The 978-nt window shown below is 63.1% G+C and carries 1 protein-coding gene and 1 pseudogene; both read left to right on the forward strand.

Features of this window, described 5'->3' with window-relative positions; translation table 11 throughout:
- Positions 1-778, forward strand: a 778-nt coding sequence (locus EN939_RS35740) for an ABC transporter permease (RefSeq protein ID WP_164751583.1), incomplete at its 5' end; no start/stop codon positions are given.
- Between the two features lies 1 nt (position 779).
- Positions 780-978, forward strand: a pseudogene (locus EN939_RS35745) (ABC transporter permease); the annotation flags it as partial.

Genomic DNA, 978 nt, shown 5'->3' on the forward strand with positions numbered 1-978 from the left:
GATGGGCCTCGACAAGCCGCTGCCCGTGCAGATCGTCTCCTTCGTCGGGGGGTTGCTGCACGGCAATCTCGGCACCGACGTTTTCACACAGCGCCCGGTCAGCGCCATCGTCTTCGAGCAATTGCCCTATACGATCGAGCTGATCCTAGTATCGATCGCCTGGGCCGTTTTCGTCGGCGTGCCGCTCGGTTGCTATTCGGCGATGCACCGCAACTCCGTGATCGACAAGCTCGTGGGCGTGTTCGCGGTCGGCACGATTGCCATTCCGTCCTTCGTCATGGCGATCTATGCGCTGCTGATCTTTTCGGTCGGCCTGCGCTGGCTGCCCGCCATCGGCGCCGGCTCTGGCTTCCGCGGTGGGCTCGTTCACCTCATCCTGCCGGCCTTCGTCATCGGCATCGGCTGGGTCGGCTACATCTCGCGCATCGTGCGCGCCTCCATGCTGGAGATCCTCGGCGAGAACCACATCCGCATGGCGCGCTCCTTCGGTCTTTCGGAGCGACGCATCGTCGCGCGCTACGCGCTGCCGCTGGCCATCCTGCCGACGGTGACGATCATCGGCGTCGGCATGGCGCATCTGCTCTCGGCGGCCGTTTTCGTCGAGGTGGTGTTCGCCCGTCCGGGTATCGGCGCACTGATCGTCAAGTCGGTGGATTCGCGCAACTATCCGATCGTCATGGGCACGGTCCTCGTCACCACCGTTTTATTCGTCATCTCCACGACGCTCGCCGACCTGATCAACGCGGCGCTCGATCCAAGAATCCGCGAGAATTTGTAACGTGTCCGAAGTTCAAGTCATTCGCGAGACGGTGGATAAAAGCCGTGCGCCGGGCGCGATCGCTATGTTCCTGCTGCAACTGCGTAAGTCGCCGCTCGGCCTGATGGGCGCCGTGCTGGTCGTGCTGATGGTGGCGAGTGCGGTCTTCGCCACCTGGATCGTACCTTACGATCCGATCAAGATCATGGTCGGTCCCCGGC

It is taken from the genome of Mesorhizobium sp. M7A.F.Ca.CA.002.05.1.1, assembly GCF_003998335.1.
Classification (GTDB): domain Bacteria; phylum Pseudomonadota; class Alphaproteobacteria; order Rhizobiales; family Rhizobiaceae; genus Mesorhizobium.